Origin of the sequence: Hyphomonas sediminis (genome assembly GCF_019679475.1) — a bacterium.
Classification (GTDB): domain Bacteria; phylum Pseudomonadota; class Alphaproteobacteria; order Caulobacterales; family Hyphomonadaceae; genus Hyphomonas; species Hyphomonas sediminis.
In genome coordinates, this window is the sequence record NZ_JAIEZP010000001.1 from 1,991,577 (window position 1) to 2,014,528 (window position 22,952).

The window sequence follows — 22,952 nt, forward strand, 5'->3', positions numbered from 1 at the left end:
TTATTCGGCCCAGGCAGCGCAGATCTCATCTGTGGAGACCAGGGTGGCGCAGTTCAGCGCGAGGGATTGAAGCGCGCCTTCGTGCACGCTTTCGTCATAGGCGGCGCAGGCATCTGTGGGCAGGTAGACGAAGTAATCGAGGTGGAAGGCATCGCGCACGGTGCAATCCACGCAGCACTCTGTCGTCAGGCCACAGACGACCAGCGTGTCGATGCCGCGGGCACGCAGGACCGCGTCGAGGCTGGTGCCGAAGAAGCCGGAATAGCGCAGCTTCCAGATGACGGTTTCATCGCCCTGGGGCGTGGGGCCGACAAAGGCGGAGCCGGGCTCGCCCGCGCGGCAGATGGCGCCGCCATTGTCCACGCCGTCGCGGCGGCGGTGCCATTCGCCCCAGACGGGGGAATCGGTGGCCGCCGTGGTGGCGAGGCCGACGAAGATGACCGGTGTGCCGGCGGCGCGGGCAGCGTCGACCAGACGCTCCGCAGCGGCGACGGCGGGCGCGGCGATGGACATGTCGAGACCGGCCTTGCCGAGGACTCCCTCGGGGGAGGCGAAGTCCACCTGCATGTCGATGACGACGACGGCGGACCTTTGCGGGGCAACCCAGCCGGAAAGATTATCGGGATAAGCGGGCATCGGCTTCATGGCGCTGTTCTCATCCTCATTGTCTACGCTCCCTTTGTATCGCGTCCTGCCGTCCGGAGCCGGGCCCGCAGCCTTGCGGGAGGTGTGGGGGCGGCTGTGAGGCCGGCCCCGGCGGCAGGATATTGTTTCTGTGATCAGAACTTCTTCTTGAAGGTGACCCGGTATTCTGTGCCCTTGCCGGGCAGGACTGCCATATCCGAATAGGTGTCGGTGACCGGCTGGAAGTAGAGTTCGTCGAACAGGTTGTCGACATTGAAGGCAACCTCATAATCCTGGAAAGCGTAGAAGGCCGAGAGGTTCACCGTCTCATAAGCGGGCAGGACGATGGGGCTCGCGAGTTTGCCGGCGGTTTCCGAGACCGAGGTGATGCCGGCGGTGACGCCGAACTGGCCCCAGTCATACGGGTCGGAAACATAGGAGCCGAAGAGGCTGACCACGGTTTTCGGGATCTGCTTGCTCTCATAGTCACCAGACTGGCCGACCGGGGACTGGGCGAAGTTGTAGATTGCGTAGGCGGCGCCGTAGCCGTCCACAGGATCGAGGCCCGTTGCCCAGACCGGGATGTAGAGGAAGCTCGCATCCGGGCCTTTGACGGTGGTTTTCTGGCTGTTGCCGGCGAAGGTGAAGGAGAGATTGTCGGTGGCGAGCCAGCGGGCTTCGAGTTCGATACCCTTGGCGACGGTGGCCGCGACGTTGTTGAACATCGAGAGGCGGGTGCGAGATTGTTCGTAGCCGGAGAGGCTGCCGACGAGTGTGCCGCCGAGGAGCTCGAACTTGACGCCGCCTTCCTTCAGCTCGGAGTCCGAGATCCACTGATTGCCGCTGACGAGGCTGGGGGCGATGTCGCCGGCCTGTCCGATCTCGAGCGCGGCGGTTTCGGCATAGGTGACATAGGGGAAGAAGCCGTAGGGCAGGTTGAGGCTGAGGCTGGCGCTGTAGCTCAGCTCTTCCTGTCCGGCATCGAACGCGATGTTGCCGGGGCAGTAGCAGAGGGCGCCGGTGTCGATGGTGTTGACATCGTACCAGTCATACCGGCCACCGAGCAGCAGGTTGACGTATTGGCCGACGCTGATGTCGGAGAGGGCGAAGAGGCCCTTGTCGGTCCAGCTGGAGTCGACCGTCATGTCCCAACCTACGCCGATATTGCCCGGTTCGACCGAGAACGGATCGTCCATGATGTCGTTGGGCGTGGCGCCGTGGATGATGTCACGGCGGTCCAGCGCGATGTAGCCGGAGTTGTAGGTTTCCTTCTTGATCGCGTCCTGGCGGCGATAGCCGAAGCCGACCTTGTTGGTGGACTTGATGAAGGAGTCTTCGGTGCCGGTCTTGAAATTGTAGCTGACACGGCTTTCGGCGGCCCAGGCGTCGTAATCGGCGGGGAAGCCATAGCTGACGAAGCGCTGGTTTTCCATCGAGTCGTAGAACATCTCGAAGTCGAGCGAGCTCTCGCCGATGGCCTGCTCGGCCTTGAAATAGAGCGTGTTGGTGGTGGTTTTCGAGAAGTCCGCATCCGAGATGAAGATCGTGCGAGGGCTGAGCTTTGCCGTGCCGACGCCTTCGGTGAGCTGGAAGCGGGGATCGACCGCCGGCGTGAAGCCGAAATAGCCGACAACGAAGCCACCGCCGGCCTCATCTGGCGTGATGCGGCCATTGCCATCGGTGTCGACGACGACGGTGTTGCGGCCAGTGATGTAGTTCTGGTTGTCGATCAGGTCCTGCGTGACGCGGTTCCAGCCGGGAGACTGAACGTAGCCGTCGGAGTCGAAATACTGGCCGCTCATGGTGAGGGTCAGCGTGTCGGTGACATCATACTCGCCGGAGAGCTGTATCATCAGGTGTTCGGGCGATATGCCACGATAGAAGGAGTCGGAGTTTTCATACTCGACATAGGCATAGACCGCGCCGCGATCGGTGACGGGGATGCCGACCTGGCCGTTGGCGTTGAACTTGCCATATGAGCCGACGGTGACTTCGGCTGCGCCTTCGACTTCCTCGATGAAGGCATCGCCCGAGGCGCGACCGGTTTTCGGGATGATGTTGATGGCGCCGCCGACCTTGCCGGGACCAAAGGCGGGTGTGGGCGGCCCACGGACGATATCGACCTGGGACGCTGCGCCCAGCAGCGTCGGGTAGGTGCCGCGGTTTTCAACGCGCTTGAAGCCGTTGAAATAGGTTTCCGCGAGCGTGCCGCGCGCGTTGACCGAGCCTTTGACGCCATAATAGCTGCCCGTGAAGGTGCCCGGCGCGATGGCGATCAGGTCGTCGACTTCCTCGATGCCGTAGCGTTCCAGCGTCAGGTCGCTCACCAGCGTCGCGGAACGCGGGGTTTCCAGCAGGGACTTGCCCATGCCGAAGACGCTTTCACTGTTTGACTTCTCAAGCAGGCCGATCTTGTCGCCGACGATGACGACGGTATCGAGTACGGCGGTCTCGTCAGCGACTTCTTCCGTGGCCGGAGCAGGACCGTCTTCGGCCCATGCACCGTTGGCGATTGCGATAGCAGTCAGAACGCTCGTCAGGTGGTACAGTGCTCGCATGTCTCAGGACCCCTCATTGGCTGCGGCGGTTGCGTATGGGGTCAGTTCAGGGAGCTGGTGACGGAAAAACAGCGTCATCTGATATTTGTTCTAACATTTCAGTTAACATGTTCAAATTCGAAGCAGGTCTGGAAGTCAGGCGCCTATCAATCGTGCGGCGCAGCATCGCAGGCGCAGCAAAAGGCGATCGACTGTCAGGTCGGCGCCGCAAGTTGCTGGGTTTGAAGCAGGCTCGAAGGGGCGCCTTGCCAGAAGGGCACTGATCTGCACGCGGCAGAAGACGGGCACGGAGATTGGATTGCCATCCAGTAAACGATTGCCTCAATCCTGAGCTGAGAACCGTATGCGTGCCTGATTTTTGAAGGGGATCAGTCTGCCGACTTGTCGCCCATGACGACCAGCATGGCCTTCATCGCGGCCTTGCCGTCCCCACGCGCGATTGCCTTGGCGGCAATCCGGTGGTTGGCAATATCTTCCAGCCTGTCTTCGTCCGGCCGCGTGGTCATGGAGTAATACCAATAGCGCGCGGCCTTGTTGTGCAGGTTGATAACGATGCGGGCGAGGCTCAGATTGTGGCTGGCGATTGCCACGGCGCGGTGAAACTTCTGATCCATGGCGATGATGGCGCGGAAGTCGCGCCGCTTGGCGGCCGCCTCGGCCCCATCGAACGCGGTCATGATCTCTTCGACTTCAGCGCGGGTGGCGTGTTCGGCGGCCAGGAAGGCGGCGTGTGGCTCCAGCAGGCAGCGCACTTCATAGGCCTGTTGCACTTCCTGCACATCGATGGAGGCGACAATGGTGCCCGAGCGGGGACGCCGCAGGACCATGCCCTCAAGGGACAGGCGCGCCAGCGCATCGCGGACCCCGGCGACGCCGAGGCCATATTGCTTGGCGAGGCCAAGCTCATCGAGCCGTGCGCTTGGCGGGAGAATGCCGAGGATGATGTCGAGCAGGATCTGCTCGTATGCCTTCGATTTCTGCAGGTCGGGTGCCCAGTCTTCCGTGTGGCGAACGTCGCTGAATCCCTGCTGATAAAATGGTGCCATGTCTTCCCTGGGCTTTATCTTTGTTTGTGTGCCCATGATGTCTGCTCCCTTGGCCTGCGCATTTTTTATACCGGCAGGCTCTGTTATCGTGTTGGTTGTGACAAGCCCATCCTCAAATTGCGCGAGGCTGCGCTGGGTTTTGCCTCATGTTTTGCTCGCCTAATACGCACGCAGGCCGCCGAGTGGCCAACTGGCGCTCGTAGAACAAGTGTCAAACATATCAGCTAACATATCAGCGTTGCGGCGGCATCCATAGATTTGCAGGGTGCGCGTTGTCCTGAAACTGACCGGAGAATGATTGATGGCGGAAAAGCGCCCAAAAAGCCCACTGAACTCAGGTATCAGCCGCCGTGAGGCGTTGTTGGGACTGGGCAGTGGTTTCACCCTGCTGGGCGGATGCAGGACAACCCGGCAGGCGCCGACGGTCGATGCGGAGTTCACTTCGGGTGTGGCGAGTGGCGACCCGACGAGCAATTCTGTAGTGATCTGGACGCGGGCCTATGCGCCTGAAGTTGGATCAGTTCCCGTTGCCTTCGAGGTGGCCGAAGATGCCGGTTTCGAGAAGATCGTCCGCAGGGGCACTGCGCTGACGAGCGCGGCGCGGGACTATACCGTGAAGGTGGATGTCGAATCGCTGAAACCGGGGCAGCAGTATCATTACCGCTTCAAGGCGGGCGCGAATGTTTCCCCCAGTGGCAAGACGCGGACGCTGAAGGACGTTTCGGGACATCAGGTGCGCCTGGCGGTTGCCTCCTGCGCCAACTTCGCCTCAGGATTTTACAACGCCTATCGGACCATAGCCGAGACGCCCGACCTCGATGCGGTGGTCCATCTTGGGGACTATATCTACGAGTATGGCCCGGACGGATATGACGGAGCGACGGGCCGGCGCATCGGGCGGATACCAGAGCCGGCGCATGACACGGTGACGCTGGAGGATTACCGCGCACGTTTTGCCTGCTATCGCCGTGACCCGGACCTGCAGGCAGCCCATGCGGCGGCGCCTTTCATCACTATCTGGGACGATCACGAGACGGCCAATAACAGCTGGTCTGGCGGCGCGGGCAACCACAAGGAAGACACTCAGGGGAGCTGGGAGGCGCGTTGTGACGCGGCGCTGCAGGCTTATTTCGAGTGGCTGCCGATGCGCGACCCCAAGCCGGGGCAGGCGGCCAAGACGCTGACGCGGACGTACGAGTTCGGCGACATTGCCTCACTGATCCTGATCGAATCCCGCCTGACCGGGCGCGGCGAGCCGCTGAGCTATTCCGGGATGACCGATCCGGAAGCCTTCGAGAAAGGGCCGCTGGCCGACCCGGCGCGCACGCTGTTGGGCGCGCCGCAGGAGGCCTGGCTGGACGGAGAGCTGAAACGCTCCACCGCCGCGGGAATCGCCTGGCAGGTGCTGGGCAACCAGACCGTGATGGCGCCGATGCGCACACCCGACTACATGGCCATCCTGCCGGAGGACATCCTTGGGCCAGTGCGAGAGAAGGGCGGATATGGCCTGCGCTGGATCGAACGGTCCAGCCTCGGCCTGCCGGTGAACCTAGATTCCTGGGATGGGTATCCGGCAGCGCGCGAGCGCCTGCTTAACTCGGCTGTTGAGGCCGAGGCCAATCTGGTGGTGCTGTCGGGCGACAGCCACATGTTCTGGGCAAGCGACCTTTACCGCGAGAGCGACCGGCGGCTGGCAGGCATGGAGTTTGCCACGGGCAGTATCACCTCGCCCGGCGGCTATGAGAATCTCACCAGTGATCCGCGCATCTTCGACATCGCCGCCGAAGCGATCCCGCAAAAGAACGAAGGCGTTCGGTTTGCCAATGTGAAGGACAAGGGCTTCATCCTGCTGACCCTGACACGCCAGACCGTGGAGGCTGACTATGTGGGTATGAGCACCGTGCATTCGAAAGACTTCGAAGCGCGCACCTTCATGACGGCAAGGGCCGAGCGCGATGAGCATGGGCACGCGGGCGGCATCAGCATCTCGCCCCGGTAAGGCGTCGTTTACGCGCCACGGAGGGCAGACAAAAAAGAACTGGCCGCGAACCGGTTTCGGTCGCGGCCAGTTTCCAGGAGGAAGGCTATCAGAAGCGGTAGGTGAGGGCAGCGCCGTAGGTGCGCGGCTTGTTGCTGTAGCGCACGACGACGTTGGCATTCGTCGTGACCTGCTGAGTGTAATACTCGTCCGTCAGGTTCTGACCCCAGATCGAGAACTCCCACGTATCGTTCAGCGTGTAGAGGCCGATCGAGCCATTGAGGGTGCCGTAGGAGTCGATGTCGTAGAGCGGATCATCCGGATTGCCGGCGGTCGAGTCGCTCTGCCAGCGGCCGCTAAGCGAACCGCGCACGCCGAGGGTCTCCGTGACCGGACGGTCGTAGAGAAGGGCGCCGCTGAGGCTCGTTTCCGGGCTGTAGAGGAAGGGATCGCCAGCGCGGCTGGTCGGCAGACCGAAGCTGTCGGAGGTGTCGAATTCCTTGATCTCCGTCTTGAGCAGCGTGAGGCCGCCCATCGCAGTGAGGTTTTCGTTGATCAGCCAGGTAATCTCCGTCTCGAAACCATAGGCTTCCGACTTCGGAACGTTCTGCAGGCGCGAGAGGGCGCGATAGATCGGATCCGGGAAGAAGGATGCCACTTGCTTGTCTTCATAGTCATAGAAGAACAGCGAGCTGTTGGTCTGGAGGCGCTGGTTGAAGAACTGAGCCTTCAGGCCGGCTTCATAGGCGAGCAGGCCTTCCTGCGTAGCGGGTGCGTTCTGCTCGGATTTGGAGGCCGCGTTCACCGGTGTGGAGGCCGACTTGTAGCCCTGGGTCACCGACGCGAAGAGCAGCATGTTGTCCTGCGGGGTCCAGTTACCGACGATCCGCCAGCTGACGTTGTCTTCCTTGGTGCTCGAGGTGACCGGACCGAAGGTGTTGGTGGTCACGTCGTATGTGTTGCAGCCGTTTTCCAGCAAAGCGGCCGGGGGCGCCGAGAGGCCGTAGATGCCGGTGAAGAACACGCGGTTGAACACGTTGATGTTGGGCTGCATGGAGCCGTTCACGTCCGCCGAGCAGCCCACATAGTTCTGCTTATCTTCGGTGTAGCGGATACCGGTGGTCACCGAGAATTCCGGCGTGATTTCCCAGTCTGCATTAGCAAAGATGCTCTGCGTGGTCGTTTCGAAGTCACCGCTGTCGCGGTAGGTCTGGAACGAGTTCAGCAGTTCGGCAGCGGTGTACGGCAGGCCGGTTTCCGGGTCGCGGTTAACGAGGGCAACCAGTGGGCCGACGACGGCAGGGTCGAAGCCCAGAGCCGCTGGGTTGACGGTGAGCAGATACGCAGCGGTCGAAATGAAGTTCGAGTTGGCGTTATCGCGCAGCATCGTGCGGTTCGTGTCGAGGGTTTCGTCCTTGCCGTAATAGGCGCCGACGAGCCAGTTGACGCGATCGGTCTGGCCTTCGAGGCGCAGTTCCTGGCTGAACGACTTGATCTCGCCGTCAATGTCCTGGTTCAGGATCTGGTAGGGCGCGCCGGAGAAGTCGAGGACCGCCTTGCGCTCCAGCTTGTTATAGCCGGTGAGCGAGACGAGCGTCAGGTCGTTGTCGAAGGTGTAGTTAATACCGGCACGGAAGGCGTGGAAGGAAGAGTCTTCCTTGTTGTCGTCCGTCATGCCTGGAACGCCGCCGATCGTCTGAGCGCGGACGTGGTAAGGCACCCAGTCGGCATCTTCAGCGCTGGTGGGGCGGTTGTTCTGGAGGAAGGCCACGAGGCCCGGCGCGTTGAAGCCGGATGTTGCCGATGGGCCAGACGTACCCGGAACGATGAAGGTCGGGTCCGTGCTGGGCGTCAGGCCGATGCCCTGGGCGGCGATGGTGTCGGACTTGTTGATCCAGCCGTTGTAGCTGAGGTTCACGTCCAGCTTGTCCGTTGGCTGAAGGGCCACAGCAGCGCGGAATCCGAGCTTGTCGACCGTGCCGCGATCTTCGTCCGGGCGGGACATCGAGCGTTGCCAGCCTTCATCGCTGTTTTCACTGCGGATGGCGAAGCGTGCCTGGACCGTTTCGGAGATCGGCAGGTTGATCATGCCTTCGAGGTTCCAGGTGTCGTAATTGCCGACTTCGGCTTTCGCCATGGCCTGGAATTCGTCGACCGGTTTGTTGGTGACAACGTTGATCAGGCCGGCGGTGGTGTTGCGGCCGAACAGGGTGCCCTGCGGACCTTTCAGAACCTCAACGCGGGAAACGTCAAAGACCGGGCCGGAGTTCATGAACGGGTAGGGGTAGGCAACCTCGTCGACATAGGTACCGACGGTGGAGGTGGCCGAGAGGTTGATCGTGTTGAAGCCGATGCCGCGCAGCGTGTAGGTCGGCACGCCCTGATAGGACTGGGAGACCGAGAAGCCTGGGACGACGGTGGTGAGGTCTTCGACCGAATTGATGTTCAGCTGGTTCAGCGTGTCTTCACCAAAGGCCTGAATCGCCATCGGAACGTCCTGAGCGGACTCTTCGCGGCGGTTGGCTGTAACGGTGATCGAGCCGAGCTTGAGATCGGAATCGCTGGTCGTGGATTCGGTGGCAGCGGGGGCTGCTTCCGGGGCCGTCGTTTCCTGCGCGATGGCCGGCATGGACAGCGTCATGGCGAGCGCCGAAGCACCGCCGAATACAAATACGACTAAAGGGTTTATGACGTTTCATGGATTTCCTCCGCAACGTCTGCTCTGGGAGGGCGGCAGACTTTTTCAGTGAGGAACGGTTTCCGTATGTTCAGGCCAGAAACAAGCTATCGAAAATGATAGTGTTGCGCGTACCTCACACCCGCTCTGGTCGCAAAGGCGGAAATTTACGCTCCAGAGGCGTAATATTGGCCCGACATCAACTATTTGATGCCCATCAAGGGATTGGAAGCTTGTCGGAAGTTACATCTTCCAGACAAGCCCTGACATCGCCGAGATCGGCCAGGAGGATGTTTCCGCGATGGAACATGCCATCCTGAAGGGCCTGTCCATCGGTGGCAAGCGAATCAAGGGCAAGGGGCGAGATGCTCCGGGCGCCTGAGAGGTAGAGAATGCGTCCGCCAGCGTCGTTCACCTCCGGGCGCCGGGCGAGCGCTTCCCGCAGGTCATCGAGGCTGTTTGTGGCGGTTGCTGCAGAGTCGCGCATGGTCACCGCATTCTGGAAGAGCAGGTTATAGAAGCCGGCCGCTTCCTCGTCCCCCCGCCGGCGCGCGGCGGTGGTCTCGTTCAGGGCGCGGGCGGCAAAGACAGCGGCATTCGACCGGAGCTGGGCTGCGGCGCCCGAGCAGGTGCTCGCGTCATTATATGTCTTCTGGAAGGCATTCAGCTTCGGGCCGAAGAGCTGGTCCGGCGGCGTGAGGACGACGCCGGTGTCTGCTCCCTGCGCGGCGCTGGGCGCCGCAAGCAGAAAGCAGGCGAGGCCAGCAGCGAAGAGGGGCTTTCGTCTTGTCATACGGGGCTCCCGGAATTGCGAGCATTATCGCCGGTCCCCCAGATTTGGGATAACCCCCGTTCCGGGGGTGGACGGCAAGGAGGCGCTGGGCTGCACGCTGCCGGCGCCAGCGGTTTACTTTCGCCGCCATGCGCCCTCTATGAAGGACTGTGCAAAGGGGAATGCCGGGGATGAGACTGCAGGACATCAATACGCCGCTGACCAGGTTCACTGTGCCTGCGCTGATTGTCGTGGCCGTGACGGTTGCTATCGCGGTGGCAGGCCTTCAGCCCGCGACGGGCTGGACGGGCACGGTCAGCGCCTGGCGTTCTCCGTTTGAAGCAGGGGCAGGCTTCTGGATGTCGCTGCTTGTCGGGTTTGGGGCCAGTATGGTGTCGGCCTGGGTCTGGGCCCTCAAGCCGGCAGATCCGGCGGCAATCCTGTTTGCGGTGAGCGGCCTGACGACGTTGATGTTCTCCGCAGCTTCCGCCGTGTGGCTGTTCGCCCTGCCGATTTCCGAAGCGACGAGCTTTGTGGCGAGGGTCGTCAATTGCGTTGGCGCGTCCGGCTTCGGCATCGTGATGATGTGCCTGTTCATGATCTACCCGGCGCGGCTGCCCGGCTGGAAGGCAATGATGGCGGCGACGGTGATCGGCTTTGGCGGCATTACAATCTGGGTAATGTTCGGGCCTAACCCGAACTTCCTTCTGGTTCACCCGATCACCTTCTGGGAAATGGTGGGCATCGTTGCGCTGGTCGGCTGGCAGATCTTCGCTACGCGCGCCGAGCCGGCACAAAGATCGATCGCATTATGGCTGGGCGCGGCGGTCGTGCTGGGCGCGGGCGGGTTTATCTCGACCGTCGCGTTCCCTCATACATTCGGGTTCCCCCCTTTGCTGAACGAGAATATCGCGTTCGGCTTCTTCCTGCTGATCTATGCGGCCTTGACCGTGGGCCTGATGCGGTTCCGGGTGTTCGGGCTGGGCGGATGGGCATTCCAGCTGATGTTCCACTTCCTGGCAGCAATGGGCGTGCTGCTGCTGGATGTGCTGCTGATCGGATTGTTGTCGTTCGAGCCGGGCGCGGCATTCTCGATTGCGCTGCTGCTGGCGGCGGCGATTTACCTGCCGGTGCGTAGCTTTGCCTGGCGCAAGCTGTCTGGCCAGTCGCGCCCGGATGAAGCGGAAATGTTCCGCGCGGTGATCGACATTGCGCTGACGCCGGGCGGGGAGCAGCGGGCCGAACGCTGGCGCCGCCTGATGAAGGATATGTTCGGGCCGCTGGAGATCCGCCGGGTTGAGACGGAGGAGGCTGCGGTTCGCATTGAAGACGAAGGTACGCTGATGGTGCTGCCGGGGGTTGCGGATTCGCCCGCGCTCAGTTTGCGCTACAAGGATGGCGGGCGCGGGCTTTATTCGCCGAAAGATATGGCGCTGGCGCGGCAGATCGTGAAGCTGATGCGGTATGCGGAGCAAAACCGGAATGCTTATGATCGCGGCGTTTCAGAGGAACGCGCGCGCATTGCGCGGGACATTCACGACAATATCGGCGCGCAGCTGCTGAGGGCGCTGCATTCGCGGGAGACTGGCCGCAAGGACGCGATGATCCGCGAGACGCTGACCGACATTCGCGACGTGATCAACAATGCGCAGGGCGCCGAGGCGCCGATGGAAGACGTGCTGGCCGACCTGCGCGCGGAGACGGCTGACCGGCTGGACCCGCATGGTATCTCGCTGAGCTGGAACCTTTATGCGGCGCCGGGCGCGCTGCTGTCCCGGCAGAAGGTGCATGCCCTGCGTGCGTTGATCCGCGAGGCGGTAAGCAACACGATCAAGCATGCGGGTGCACGGGCAGTGGAAGTGACCATTCGCCTCGACAAGGACTGGCTGTCCCTGCGCGTGAAAGATGATGGCAAGGGATTGCCGGCGCAGACAGCCTCACTGGGCAATGGTCTGGGCAATATGAAGATCCGTGTAGAAAGTTTCGGCGGCGATATTGCGCTTGAAGGCGGAGAGGGCACCAGCCTCGCCGCACGTATTCCTGTGTTCGAGATGGCTGCGGAGTAGGCGCCTCAGCCGCGATCCGTGGTGAGGCCCATGCGGGTGGCGTGCCAGGAGGCTTCGGCGCGGGAGGAGATACCGAGCTTGCGATAGATGCCCTTGATGTAGCTGGCGACAGTGTTTTCGCTTAGCTCCAGGGCGCGGGCGACCTCGCCATTGCGCATGCCGCGACCAATAAGAGCGAGCACATCGCGCTCGCGCGCGGTTAGATCCTCATCCGGAGCGGCTGGGCCGGTCAGGCGGAAATGATCCATGATGCGGCGAGCAATGGAGGGCGAGAGGGCAGGCACACCATCTGCAATCTGACGAAGCTGGCGAATGAGGATGTCCTGCGGCTGGTCTTTCAGGAGGTATCCGTTTGCACCGGCAGACAGCGCGCCGACGATCCAGGCGTCGTCGCCCATTACGGTGGTGATGACGCAGATTGTCTCCGGGTTTTCCTGTTTGATCTTGCGCAGCACATCGAGGCCGGAGCCATCGGGTAAACCAAGGTCAAGCATTGCAATGTCGAACCGGCTGGCCGCCGCAGCGGCGAGGCCGCCGCGGACGCTACCCTCTTCGTGGATCGTGCAGCCGGCGAAGGCTTCGCGGGCGATCTCGCAAAGCCAGCTGCGGGTCTCCGCAATGTCTTCAAGGATCAGGAGGCCCTTCACCGTGTACCCTTCCACCGCTGGGGGCGGCTCTTCAGTCAGGAACCGCAACTGCGCTTTTATTATGAGGACATCATATAACGAAGCGGTTCATTTGCCGACCCACCGGAACAGGGGGGCTGGCGCGCCGAGGCGGACGCCCCCCGGATCAGGGGGGATGACGGGCGACGAGACGGTGATTAATCCGGTCTGCAAGCCATTCTTCCTTCGGGGGGACGCACGTGGCCCTGTTGTTATTCTTGCATCGATGACACCAAAGACTATGCGGAGTTGCCGGCCTTCAGCGAGGTGGTAACTCCGCTTTTTTCTTTTGGGTTCCGGGGATCGGATCGGCGCGGCGGATCAAGCGCTGCGAGGTGCCGATTTCGCTTGCTTGCCTCTGGGGCAGCTAGGGCCGATTACGTATTCACGCGCCTTCCTCCCAGCGCAAAGCTTGCAGATGAATTTGATGGCTCTGCGCCAAGCAGACAGAGCCCAGGGAGGACTGCATGGCAGATACGGCGACGCTCAAGGCGAGCAAACCCAAGGCAAAGACGGAACACTTCGATGTGCTGATCGTAGGCGCAGGGATTTCCGGCGTCGGCGCAGCGTATCACCTCAAAACGCAGATGCCGAAGAAGAAATTCGTCGTGCTGGAGGCTTATGAGAGCTTTGGCGGCACCTGGCACATGCACCGCTATCCCGGCATTCGTTCGGACTCGGACCTTTACACATTCGGCTATCGCTTCAAGCCGTGGGTCGGCCCGCCGATCGCCAGCCGAGAAGAGATCTTGAAATACATGAAGGAGGTCATCGAGGAAAACGACCTTGCCCAGCACATTCGCTATCGCCACAAGATAAAGTCGGCCAAATGGTCGAGCGCGAAGAAAAAGTGGACGGTGAAGGCGGAGAACCTTGAGACCGGCGACGTACTGACCTTCACGGCGAATTTCCTGTGGATGTGCCAGGGCTATTACAATCACGCTGAGGGCTACACGCCGGAATGGCCGGGAATGAAGGATTTCAAAGGCCAGATCGTTCACCCGCAGACCTGGCCGGAAGATCTGGACCTGACCGGCAAGAAGGTGATCTGCATCGGCTCTGGCGCGACGGCGGCGACTGTGGTGCCGGCGATTGCGGGCAAGTGTGAGCATGTCACGTTGCTGCAACGGTCACCTACTTATTTCATCCCGGCAAGGAATGAAAACCTGCTGGCAGACGAGCTTCGCATGCTGCAGGTGGACGAGGCCTGGATCCACGAGATCGTGCGGCGGAAGTATAATCACGATCAGGCCGAGTTTACGCGCCGGTCTTTCGAGGATGCCGAGGCATTGCGGCAGGAATTGCTGGACGGGGTGAAGGCGTGCCTGCCGGAAGACTTCGACATGAGCCATTTCACGCCGGCTTACCGGCCGTGGCAGCAGCGGATTGCCTTCGTGCCGGAAGCTGACCTGTTTGAGGGCATCAAGGCAGGCAAAGCGAGCGTGGTGACCGATCATATCGACCGGTTCACGGAGAAGGGCATCCTGCTGAAATCCGGCAAGGAACTGGAAGCCGATGTGATCGTCACGGCGACGGGATTTAACCTGTCTGTGTTGGGCGATATTCCGTTCGAAGTGGACGGCAAGCCGGTGAACTGGGCCGACACGATCACCTATCGCGGGATGATGTTTACCGGCGTGCCCAATCTGGTCTGGGTGTTCGGCTATTTCCGGGCGAGCTGGACGCTGCGGGTGGACATGATGGGCGATCTCGTCTGCCGCCTGCTGAAGCATATGGACGAGAAGAAGGTGAAACAGGTGGAGGTCGCCCTGCGGCCACAGGACCACAATATGGAAATCCTGCCCTGGATCGACGAGGACAACTTTAACCCCGGATACCTTGCCCGCTCGATGCACCTGATGCCCAAGCGCGGCACCGCGCGCGAATGGCAGCACACGCAGGACTATTGGCGGGAAAAGGACGAGTTTCCGAAGATCGACCTCAACGGGGCAGAATTCCGTTACAGCTAGAACGTCTGTCAGCGGCGGCTCTTGCCGGGATGCAACAACCCCGGCATGAGTGGCGCCAATGACCGATACCAGCGCCCTCAACCAGCCTGAGTCCGGCGGGGTAGATCCCGTGCTGCTCAAGGACCTTGCCGATGCTATCGGCGAGCGTGATACCCGCTGGCTGTCGCGGACGCTCAATCGCATGCACCCGGCAGACGCGGCCGACGCGCTCGAAGCGCTGCCGTATGACACGTTCGAGGAAGCCGTTGAGCTGCTCGGTGAGGACCTGCCTTCGGAAGTCCTGATCGAACTGCGGGACGCTTACCGGGAGGGCGCGGTCGAGGTGCTGCCGGACGAGGCGGTGGCCCAGGCGCTCGACGAGCTGGACTCCGATGACGCGACCACCATTCTGGAGGACCTCGAGGAAGATCGCCGCGAGCGGATCCTTGAAGACCTCGCGCCGGTAGACCGCGCCGAGCTGGAGCGCAGCCTTGCCTATGAAGAGGAAACGGCTGGCCGTCTCATGCAGACGGAATTCGTGGCCGTGCCCGAGTTCTGGACCGTGGGCGAGACGATCGACCATGCGCGGGGACGCGGGGAAGAACTGCCCGAGACGTTTTACGAGATCTATGTGGTGGACCCGGCGCACCGCCTTCTGGGCACCGTGCAGCTTTCCGCCCTGATGCGCCAGCCGCGCGAAATTGCGCTGGAAGACATCATGCATGACCCGCAGACCACACTGACGCCTGATCTCGATCAGGAAGAGGTGGCCTGGCGGTTCCAGAAATACTCGATGGCGTCTGCGCCGGTGACCGACCATGCCGGCCGGCTGGTGGGCATGATCACGGTCGACGACATGGTCGACGTTATCCAGGAAGAGCATTCCGAAGACCTGCTGGCGCTGTCGAACGTGTCTTCGGCCGACGTGTCGGACACGGTGATGGAAACCGTGAAGGCGCGCGTGCCGTGGCTGGGCGTGAACCTGCTGACGGCGTTCATCGCCTCGGGCATAATCTCGCTGTTCGAAGGCGCGATCGAGCAGATCGTGGCGCTGGCGATCCTGATGCCGGTGGTCGCGGCGCTGGGCGGCAATGCTGGCAGCCAGGGGCTGGCGGTGGCCGTGCGCGCGATTGCAACGCGGGAACTGGATGGTGACGCCGCGCGCCGCGCCGTGCTGCGCGAGACGCTGGCGGGGCTGATCAATGGCCTCATTATCGGCGTGGGCGTAGGCCTTGCGGCGCTGTTGTGGTTCCAGGATGTGCGGCTGGCGGTCGTCATTGCGGTGGCAATGCTGGGCACGTTCATCTGGGCCGGGCTTTCCGGCATCCTCGTGCCGCTGACGCTCAAACGCCTCGGCGCAGACCCCGCCGTTGCCTCCTCGGTCTTCGTGCTGACCTTGACGGATGTGATGGCTTTTTTCTCATTCCTGGGGCTGGCCAGTCTGGTTCTACTGAAAAACTGACACTTTTTACGCCGAATCTCACCTTTCAGGCGAAAGGGCGCGCCTTTTGCAAGGCACACCTGTAGGCATATCGCCAGTTGTACCAGAATGGGAGCAACGGAACGTTGGGTGGTCCCCTTCGCACATCTGCCAAGGGACTCGAGCTCATAAAGGGCTTCGAGGGCTTCCGGTCGCGCGCCAGCCGCCTGCCGGATGGGCGCTGGATTGTGGGCTATGGTCACACAAAAACAGCGCGGGCAGGCCTCGAAGTGACGCCCGAAGACGCCGAACTTGTGCTGGCCCATGCCGATTTGCCGCCGGTTGAGCAGCTGATCCATGACGAAGTGCTCGCCCCGCTGACCCAGAATGAATTCGATGCGCTGGTTTCCTTTGCCTGGAATATCGGCGTGGGAGCGTTCCAGTCTTCCAGCGTGCTGGCCAATCTCAATGAGGGCGACCGGCTTTCGGCGGCGGCTGATATGTGGCTGTGGCGCAAGGGGCGCGTAGGCGGCGAGGTGAAGATCATCGACGCGCTGGTGCGCCGGCGCGCGGCGGAGATTTCGCTGTTCCTGGAGCATCCTTCGGGGCCGGCGCCTGTGCCCGGAGCCCTGATCCGTCCCATTCCGGAAGATGGCGGGCAGCCTTTCCCGCCACCGCCTGAGCGCGCCGTCATCATTGAAGCGCGGGGTGAGGCTGATCTGCCGCCAGCGCGTGGACGCGGCCCGGAAACCGCGCCGCAAGCCGCCGCGCGGGCCGTGAGCGAACGCATTGCGCGCATCCTGGGCGAGAGCCCGCCGCCGCCGCCTTCCACGCCTGGCAAAACCCTGGCGCCCGGCGAAGAAGGCCCGAGCGTTGAAGAGATTACCCGCGCTATCGCCGACCTTGCCGGTCCGGGCGAAGAGGGCGCGCTGCCGCAGCCGCCGGGAGTGGCGCCGGTGGCCGTGAAAGGCCCGCCAGACGGCATCGAACGCCGCCGCACGCCGCGCCCACCCAATGGCAGCGGGCGGGTTTTGGCCCAGCCATCGTTTCCGCCGGCCCAGCCGCCGCAGGATACGGTTGCGGCATCACTGCCGCCTGCCGATGCAGCACTGCCACCGGCGGAAGGCGTGATCGTGGATGATCTGGCGCCGGTCGAGATCGACGAATCCGGCATTCGCCGTGCAATCGAAGAGAATGGCCCTGATCAGGGCCGCACCGAAGCACTGGGTCGCTGGGTGCCTTATGCGCTGCTTTCGGGACTGGGGCTGGTGAGTCTGATCCTCGGTGTTCGCGAACTGGTCGATATGGCGGCCCACGCGCCGCTGCCGGACAATGAGGCCTGGCTCGGGCCGCTCTTGTCGCTCGGCGGGGGCTTCCTGTTCGTGGTGGCCACCTACTATCTCTACCGCGCGCTGACGCAGGAAGACTGATCCCTCACTCGGGCGGTGACAGGCGGGCAGGCTCTTGCTAGGGAAAGGCCATGCTGACGAACACTTATCCCACGCTGAACTTCGATCTCGGTGAAACTGCGGACATGATCCGCGAGACCGTGAAAAACTTTGCCCAGGCGGAAATCGCCCCGCGCGCTGCGGAGATCGACCGGACGGACAAGTTTCCGCGCGACCTGCTGCCGAAGATGGGGGAGCTGGGGCTGCTCGGCATCACGGTGGAAGAAGAATGGGGCGGCACGGGCCTTGGCTATCTCGAACATGTGGTGGCGATGGAGGAAATCTCCCGCGCTTCGGCCTCGGTCGGGCTTTCGTATGGCGCCCATTCGAACCTTTGCGTGAACCAGCTGCGCCGCTGGGGCAATGACGCCCAGAAGGCGCGCTACCTGCCCAAGCTCGTCTCCGGCGAGCATCTTGGCGCGCTGGCGATGAGCGAGAGCGGAGCAGGCTCCGATGTCGTCTCGATGAAGCTGCGCGCGGAGAAGAAGGGTGACCGCTACGTGCTGAACGGCACGAAGATGTGGATCACGAACTCTCCGGATGCGGATGTTCTGGTGGTCTATGCCAAGACCGAGCCCGAGAAAGGCAGCCGCGGCATTACCGCCTTCCTGATCGAGCGCGGGATGAAGGGCTATTCGGTTGCCCAGAAGCTGGACAAGCTCGGCATGCGCGGATCGGAAACGGGCGAGCTGCTGTTTGAAGATTGTGAAGTGCCGGAAGAGAACGTGATGGGCCCGCTGAATGGCGGCGTCGGCGTTCTGATGAGCGGGCTCGACTATGAGCGCGCGGTGCTCTCCGCCGGGCCGACGGGCATCATGCAGGCGGCGATGGATGTGGTGATCCCTTACATCCACGATCGCAAACAGTTCGGCCAGTCGATCGGCGAGTTCCAGCTGATCCAGGGCAAGGTTGCCGACATGTACGTTCAGATGAATGCAGCGAAGGCTTACGTCTACACTGTTGCCAAGGCCTGCGACCGGGGCGAGACTACCCGGAAGGACGCTGCTGGCGCCATTCTGTATGCGGCAGAAACGGCCACCAAGCTGGCGCTGGACGCGATCCAGATCCTCGGCGGAAACGGCTATATCAACGACTATCCGACCGGCCGCCTGCTGCGCGATGCCAAACTCTACGAGATCGGCGCGGGCACGAGCGAGATCCGCCGCTGGCTGATCGGGCGCGAGCTGTTCGGGGAGACAGCTTGAGGTTTCTCCGGCTCCGTTCTTTACTAGGCGGCGTTTAAATCCTAGCGGAACTTGTCCGGATTGGCGGCGATGATCTGTTCCAGTTTCGGCTGGCCCTGAACGATGCCCTTGGTGAGCTGGGCTGTAACCAGCGCGCCGAGGATGAGCGGGGCGCTGGCCTTGCCGCTCCAGCGCATTTCGCAGCCGCCCTCAACGGGCACCACCCGGTAGTCCTCGACAGCGGCAGAGACCGGCAGGGTGGACCGCTCGAAGCGGAAGGCCATGCGGCGGCCTTCTTCCCAGGCGAAGAAGGTTTCGTCGACTTTCTGGTCTCCGATTTCGACGGTGCGTGTCGTGCCGGGGCCCCAGGGCTTGGGGCTGGTCCAGGTGACCTTGGTGATGGGCAGCCACTGGGTCCAGGTTTCGGCGTCGAGCAGGGCGTTCCAGACCATCTCCGCCGGGAAGGGGTAACGATGTACGGCGCTGGCCTGTTTGGCCCTTGCCAGGTATTCCTCGCCGACGGCCTTATGAACTTTCAGCGGCTTTGCCATTGCTATCTCTCCCCGACTACCGGTTTTGGGCGGCCTGCGTTGCCTCGTCTGGCGGAACTATAGGCGGGCTTGTCCAGCCGTCTACGGACGGACGGGGCAATCTCCGGGGTCACCTCGCGTCAGGTCGCGGCGTCAACCTGCGGCCAGCAGGGCTTCGGTATCTTCTGCCGGAACGGAGAGGATCTGGCTGATCACCGTGATCATGGTGCGCTCCTCGATGGGCTTGGAGACGTAGCCGTCAAAGCCTTTGGAGAGGTATTTCTCCCGGTCGCCATGCATCGAGTCCGCCGTCAGCGCGACCACCGGGACAAGCCGGTTGAGGCTGCCGGAATTGCGCAGGCGTTTGAATGCCTCCGCGCCATCAAGGCCGGGCATGTGTATATCCATGAGCACGATGTCGAAGGTTTCGCGGCCCATGATTTCAAGCGCTTCGTTGCCGTCGCAGGCTTCGCGGATGATGATGCCGTAATACTCGAGGAAAGAACGCGCCACGCGGCGGTTGATGCCGTTATCGTCAACGACCAGCGCGCGGCAACCGGTAAGCCCTGTGCGCGGCGTACGGACGGGCAGGTGCACCATGTTGGTTGTATCGCCCGAGCCGCTTGCAGAGGTCTGCGCGATAAACCTCAGTGTAAAGATGGAGCCGCGGCCGGCCTCGGATACAGCGGTGACATCGCCGCCCATGATGCGGGCAAGCTTGCGCGTAATCGACAGGCCAAGGCCCGTGCCGCCGAACTTGCGTGTGGTGGAGCCGTCTTCCTGGGCGAAGGATTCGAATACGCGTTCGACCTTGTCTGCACTGATGCCGACGCCCGTGTCAGAAACGTGGATCGTGACGCCGTATTCGCCATTCTCGCGCGGTTCGGATGTGACGACGATCATCACCTCGCCTTCGCTGGTGAACTTGATGGCGTTGGACACGAGGTTGCCGACGCATTGGCGCACGCGCACAGGATCGAAGATCAGGCGGGAAGGAACGCTGGGATCGACGAACAGGCGGATGCCGATGCCTTTTTCCCGTGCGGTGGCTTCGTGCAGCTTGAACAGGCCACTGAGCTTATGGCGCAGGTCTCCCGGAACGGGGGAGAGATCCATGCGGCCGGCTTCGATCTTGGAGAGATCCAGAATGTCGTTCAACAGGATCATCAGCGTATTGCCGCTGTCGAGGATGACGCCAACCTGTTCTGCCTGCACATCCGAAAGCTGCCCATGCGCGAGCACCTGGGCCATTCCGAGAACGCCGTTCAGCGGTGTGCGGATTTCGTGGCTCATATTTGCCAGGAATTCGGATTTCAGGCGTGTGGCTTGCTCGGCGCGGTGCAGCGCATCGCGCAATTCATGAGCTTTGCGGCGCTCTTCGCGCACATCCCGAATGTAAGTGATGAACACCATTTCATCGGAATTGCCCCAGGTGGCGCTGGAAATGGATGCTTCGATACGGATCTTTTCGCCCGTTTTGGTAAACGCCTCGGCATCCATCACATGACGGATCAGTTCTTCCCGCGCAATTTTCTTGAGCACGTCCCGGCTAAGGGATTTTTCCGCCTGGAAAGTTTCCATTCCATACAGGATGCCGAGGTTCTGATCTATCAGTTCGCTTTCCGAATAGCCCAGCATTTCACAGATGGAGCGGTTCACATACAGGATTCGGCCATCCTTGTTGGACAGGACAATGCCGTTGACGGAGTAATCGCAGGCAGTGCGGGCCAGCTCGAACCGGCGCAGCGCTTCATCACGCTCTTCCGCCAGATCAGTCACCTCATGGGAGCAGGCAAGGACGCCGCCTCCAGAGGGAGTGATCGTTGTTTTCATCACCTTGCCGAGCATCTTGGCGGCGCGGCCTTGCCCGGTCATGTAAGTGATAGGTTCCCCGCTTTCGATCACCTTGATGACATTCTGGGTCATCAGGGAGGAGCGGTAATTGGGATCGAACTCGAAAACCCGCATACCGACAATGCTGCCGCCATCTGGCAGGATCGATTCATTCATAAGTCGGTTTGCGGCGGTCCATTCCAGGTCAAGAATTTCACCATTCTCGCCGCGGACCGGCGCTATTTCACAAACAACTACCGGCAGCAGGTCGAAAAGACGTGCATCCATGGACCGAATCCTCGTGAGTCGCGAATTTCTTCGCCGGATTCATCAATGAACATGCTTAATGTAGTGTTTATGTTACAGGTTAGGCATCCGGGATCTGTCAATCAGACGGGGCAGCACAGGGTGCGGATCTCGTGATCTTTGAGAACGTCCATGGCGGCCTTGTAGCCCGCTTCTACCGAGGCATCATAGGCTTTCCAGTCCCTCAGTTCGACGTCCGGAAGCTCCGGCAGGATCAGGATATCGGCCTTGTCGCGGGCGGAAACCCGGTCGTCGCGGATCGTGGCGGCGCGCATCAGCAGGCCTGCGATGGGCGGCGGGGAGGAAAAGCCATGAGTGAGAACCCATTTCCAGAAGCTCATGGGCTTGGCAAATTCGTCCCTGTTCAGACCGTCCCGGACGGCTGAGACATCTGATCCGACCACAAATCCCTGATGCAGCGCCCGCATGGGCTCCACGGGGAAGTTATCCAGAACCGCGCCGTCTACCAGGATATCATTGCCATCCACGAAGGGCGGCAGGATGCCGGGCAGGGAGATCGTCGCGCGCAGCGCATCGCGCAGCAGGCCGCTGCGATGAAGCTTGGCTTCTCCGCTGGCAAGGTTGGTGGAGAGTGCAAAGAAAGGCAGGCGGAGGTCGCCAATGTCGATTTCGCCGAAATGTTCCTGCAGGCGCTGGTTTACGCGCTTGCCTTTGACCATGCCGACGACTGGGAGGTTGTAATCGCCCAGCGGGTTGGTCTCGACGAAGGCCTTGCGGATGCGGCGGTCGATTTCATCGTCGCTCCAGCCGATGGCGACACAGGCAGCCACGACTGCGCCCATAGACGCGCCGCCGGCAAAGTCGATCGGGATGTTAAGCTCACGCATTGCGCGAATGACGCCGATATGGCTGTAGGCACGGGCGCCGCCGCCCGACAGCACAATGCCGACAGACCGGCCAGTCATTACGCGGGCGAGGCGAATTGCGTCTTCGCCATTGTCCCCCTGCCAATGGAACAGGCGGCGGGCGCCGGCAGCCTGCATCCATTCCTGTGGGCGGGACGCGCGGCGTTCCGAGCCGGGATGGATAAGGATAACGTCGATCAGCTTCAGGCGCTGGGCCGGGGAGGTCTCCTCCGGCATCAAAGGCGTAGAGGGGCGGGCGTCCGAACGGGCAAGCACCCAGATACGATCCGCCTGCCGGGTCGCCAGCCTAAACCAGGGGGTCGCGCCGATAGCCGCCGTCAGGATCACTGCATCATATTCGGCTTCCAGATGGTCAAAGAAGGCGGCGGGTTTCTCGCCGCCTTCATGTTCTTCGACCACGATTGCGCGCTTGCCGAAGCGGGAAAGCGCGTTTTTCAGCGCGCGGGCGCGCAGGGTCACGTCGATAGTGGGGGAGGTGGAAAGTAGCGTGTAGACCTTTGGCGGAGCTTCCGACGCATGCTGCGCGCCGCGGCCAAGGCGCCGCAGGATGATGCGGATCATTCCTTCCAGCAATTCCGGCTCTGACTTTACCAGCATCTTCCAGCCGGCCCGGGAGAGCCCGATGACTTCGGAGTCCCGCATGGCGTAAACTGAGCCGGTATGGGGCGCGTCCTGAATGGCGCCGTTGCCATTGGCATCGATTCCGCCGAGGAACAGGGCCATCTCGCCCACCGGCTCGCCGGGGCGTATCTGGCCGACATACTCGCCTTTGGCACCAAACGCGCCCAGGGCGCCTGTCAGCACGAAATAGATCGAATCGGCCGGCTCGCCCGCCAGGAACAACGGCTGGCCTGCGGGCAGGGCAAACCAGCGTGCTTCCTTCCCCGCCGACCGCATAGCCCGCTGGGAGACGTCCTTCAGGAGAGGGATCGTCTTGAGATCGGGGGTGAAATCCTTGCGCAGCAGACCGAACATGCGCGTTTACCTGAATCCTCGAACTGTGAGCTTC

At 62.0% G+C, this 22,952-nt stretch carries 15 protein-coding genes; 6 read left to right on the forward strand and 9 right to left on the reverse strand.

The genetic code is table 11. The annotated features are described in order from the left end of the window. The 3 genes from K1X12_RS09995 to K1X12_RS10005 all read right to left on the reverse strand — a co-directional run bounded on the left by K1X12_RS09995 (position 1) and on the right by K1X12_RS10005 (position 4,228). A complete protein-coding gene (locus K1X12_RS09995; RefSeq protein ID WP_220987453.1) occupies positions 1-645 on the reverse strand; it encodes a cysteine hydrolase family protein in 645 nt (214 codons plus the stop codon). Between the two features lie 134 nt (positions 646-779). After that, positions 780-3,182, reverse strand: coding sequence for a TonB-dependent siderophore receptor (locus K1X12_RS10000; RefSeq protein WP_220987454.1), 2,403 nt, complete (start codon positions 3,180-3,182; stop codon positions 780-782). Positions 3,183-3,550: 368 nt separating this feature from the next. Next, a complete protein-coding gene (locus K1X12_RS10005; RefSeq protein ID WP_225907935.1) occupies positions 3,551-4,228 on the reverse strand; it encodes a GntR family transcriptional regulator in 678 nt (225 codons plus the stop codon). A 301-nt stretch (positions 4,229-4,529) separates the two neighbouring features. Here K1X12_RS10005 and K1X12_RS10010 point away from each other — a divergent pair, with 301 nt between their 5' ends. Continuing rightward, complete coding sequence (locus K1X12_RS10010) at positions 4,530-6,227, forward strand: alkaline phosphatase D family protein (RefSeq protein ID WP_220987456.1); 1,698 nt, start codon at positions 4,530-4,532, stop codon at positions 6,225-6,227. An 88-nt stretch (positions 6,228-6,315) separates the two neighbouring features. Here the strand turns inward: K1X12_RS10010 and K1X12_RS10015 are convergent, their stop codons facing one another. Further along, positions 6,316-8,847 (reverse strand): TonB-dependent receptor, encoded by a 2,532-nt coding sequence (locus K1X12_RS10015; RefSeq protein WP_220987457.1) that lies wholly within the window; start codon positions 8,845-8,847, stop codon positions 6,316-6,318. A gap of 253 nt (positions 8,848-9,100) precedes the next feature. Continuing rightward, complete coding sequence (locus K1X12_RS10020; RefSeq protein WP_220987458.1) at positions 9,101-9,676, reverse strand: hypothetical protein; 576 nt, start codon at positions 9,674-9,676, stop codon at positions 9,101-9,103. 170 nt (positions 9,677-9,846) lie between these two features. Between K1X12_RS10020 and K1X12_RS10025 the strand changes: the two genes are divergently transcribed. Further along, the gene (locus tag K1X12_RS10025) at positions 9,847-11,721 is read left to right on the forward strand and encodes a sensor histidine kinase (protein ID WP_225907936.1); all 1,875 of its coding nucleotides are present in this window, start codon (positions 9,847-9,849) and stop codon (positions 11,719-11,721) included. Positions 11,722-11,726: 5 nt separating this feature from the next. Here K1X12_RS10025 and K1X12_RS10030 read toward each other — a convergent pair whose 3' ends face one another. Further along, positions 11,727-12,368 carry a LuxR C-terminal-related transcriptional regulator gene (locus K1X12_RS10030; RefSeq protein WP_220988854.1) on the reverse strand — a complete coding sequence of 214 codons (642 nt, stop codon included), beginning with the start codon at positions 12,366-12,368 and terminating at the stop codon, positions 11,727-11,729. Between the two features lie 485 nt (positions 12,369-12,853). Between K1X12_RS10030 and K1X12_RS10035 the strand changes: the two genes are divergently transcribed. The 4 genes from K1X12_RS10035 to K1X12_RS10050 all read left to right on the forward strand — a co-directional run bounded on the left by K1X12_RS10035 (position 12,854) and on the right by K1X12_RS10050 (position 18,408). Next, entirely contained in the window at positions 12,854-14,356 is a 1,503-nt protein-coding gene (locus K1X12_RS10035) for a flavin-containing monooxygenase (protein WP_220987460.1), read from the forward strand. A gap of 58 nt (positions 14,357-14,414) precedes the next feature. Then, positions 14,415-15,797, forward strand: a complete 1,383-nt coding sequence (gene mgtE / locus K1X12_RS10040; protein ID WP_220987461.1) for a magnesium transporter — start codon at positions 14,415-14,417, stop codon at positions 15,795-15,797. Between the two features lie 104 nt (positions 15,798-15,901). After that, positions 15,902-17,185 (forward strand): lysozyme, encoded by a 1,284-nt coding sequence (locus tag K1X12_RS10045; protein ID WP_220987462.1) that lies wholly within the window; start codon positions 15,902-15,904, stop codon positions 17,183-17,185. Between the two features lie 50 nt (positions 17,186-17,235). Continuing rightward, positions 17,236-18,408 (forward strand): isovaleryl-CoA dehydrogenase, encoded by a 1,173-nt coding sequence (locus tag K1X12_RS10050; protein ID WP_220987463.1) that lies wholly within the window; start codon positions 17,236-17,238, stop codon positions 18,406-18,408. A 41-nt stretch (positions 18,409-18,449) separates the two neighbouring features. Here the strand turns inward: K1X12_RS10050 and K1X12_RS10055 are convergent, their stop codons facing one another. The 3 genes from K1X12_RS10055 to K1X12_RS10065 form a co-directional block, all read right to left on the reverse strand. Continuing rightward, entirely contained in the window at positions 18,450-18,938 is a 489-nt protein-coding gene (locus tag K1X12_RS10055) for an SRPBCC family protein (RefSeq protein WP_220987464.1), read from the reverse strand. 132 nt (positions 18,939-19,070) lie between these two features. After that, positions 19,071-21,038 (reverse strand): PAS domain-containing hybrid sensor histidine kinase/response regulator, encoded by a 1,968-nt coding sequence (locus tag K1X12_RS10060; protein WP_220987465.1) that lies wholly within the window; start codon positions 21,036-21,038, stop codon positions 19,071-19,073. 101 nt (positions 21,039-21,139) lie between these two features. Further along, positions 21,140-22,918 (reverse strand): patatin-like phospholipase family protein, encoded by a 1,779-nt coding sequence (locus K1X12_RS10065; RefSeq protein WP_220987466.1) that lies wholly within the window; start codon positions 22,916-22,918, stop codon positions 21,140-21,142. Positions 22,919-22,952: the final 34 nt, after the last annotated feature.